Origin of the sequence: Sphingomonas sp. STIS6.2 (assembly GCF_000732685.2) — a bacterium.
Lineage (GTDB): Bacteria > Pseudomonadota > Alphaproteobacteria > Sphingomonadales > Sphingomonadaceae > Sphingomonas > Sphingomonas aerolata.
The window spans coordinates 1-1,351 of record NZ_JPDP02000129.1; the positions used below are offsets into that span (position 1 = coordinate 1).

1 protein-coding gene is annotated in these 1,351 nt (G+C 60.8%); it reads right to left on the reverse strand.

The annotated features are described in order from the left end of the window. Positions 1–38 precede the first annotated feature (38 nt). Complete coding sequence (gene kduI / locus sphst_RS14070; protein WP_107045716.1) at positions 39–881, reverse strand: 5-dehydro-4-deoxy-D-glucuronate isomerase; 843 nt, start codon at positions 879–881, stop codon at positions 39–41. Between the last annotated feature and the right edge of the window lie 470 nt (positions 882–1,351).

Consider the following 1,351-nt stretch of genomic DNA (forward strand, 5'->3'; position numbering starts at 1 on the left):
CTCCCCCCTCCCGCTTGCGGGAGGGGGTGGCGACAGCTTTACGCCAGCTGGCAGATGTCGAGGACGTTCATGTCGGTATAGTCCTGGTTCTCGCCGGCCATCGCCCAGATGAACGCATAGGCCTTGGTGCCCGAGCCCATGTGGATCGACCAGGGCGGGCTGATCACCGCTTCCTCGTTGCCCACGACGATGTGGCGGGTGGCTTCGCCTTCGCCCATGTAATGGAACACGCGGTCCTTCTCGAGATCGTCGAGCTCGAAGTAGAAATAGATTTCCGAGCGCCGCTCGTGGATGTGCGGGGGCATCGTGTTCCAGACGCTGCCGGGCTTGAGCACGGTCAGGCCCATGACCAGCTGTGTGCTGTCGCAGATGCCGGGGATGACCATCTGGTGGATGGTACGCTCGTTCGACTCTTCCAGGCTGCCGCGCTCGAGCGTGGTCGACTGCGCAACCGAGACGACACGGGTGGTGAACGCCTTGTGCGCGGGGCACGACGCCAGATAGAAGCGCGCACCGTCGCCGGAGAACGACACGTCGGTCGCGCCCATCGTGACGTAGAGGCAATCCTTGTTGCCGAGCGTGAAGGTCTCGCCGTCGACGGTGACGGTGCCCTCGACCTTGCCGACGTTGACGACCGCGAGTTCGCGGCGCTCGAGGAATGGGTGCCCCGCCGCCGACGCTGGCTCTTCCTGGTGTGGGAGAACTACGCTGCCGCTGCTGACGGCGACGCCGCCGATGACCATGCGATCGGCATGCGTGTAATTGAGCACGACCTCGTTATCGCGGAACAGGTCCTGGATCAGGTAGCGGTCGCGCAGTTCGTCGTTCGAAACGCACTCCATCATATCAGGATGCGTGGCGTAATAGGTACGTTCAAACATGGACGTCTCACTATGCTGTTATTAATTGAAAGACTCAGATTGACTGAACTCGTTTCGGTGCAGCCCACAGCGCCAGATCGGTAGCGTTCTGCTGCAAAAGGCGAGGCGGCTTTCGCCGCCCCGTAGAGGGGAGCTTTTAACTGCCGAAACTGTATCGAAGCGCCGCTCCGAAAACGCGGCCGTTGACGTAGGCTTGACGTTGAATACCCGTGTAGTAGCCCGGTTCGCCATAATAACGGTCCGGCGCTGCATTCCCCAGATGAGGCTAGCGTTGGCGGGCCGTCATGGCAGCTGATCAACATCCAAGCACCAAATACGGCGGTGACGATAGCTCTCGAAGAACCAAACATCGCGGTACGAACCATGATCGTGTGGTGCCGCAGATTGACCGATGAAGCAATCCAGAGCCTGCGTCCGCTACCAGCGGCCTACATCCCCTAGCTGTTTAGTCCAGGCATCTGGTGGATCGG

Excerpts from the sequence above, each read along its gene's own strand:
- kduI (WP_107045716.1), bottom strand. The coding sequence starts at position 881 with ATGTTTGAACGTACCTATTACGCCACGCATCCTGATATGATGGAGTGC.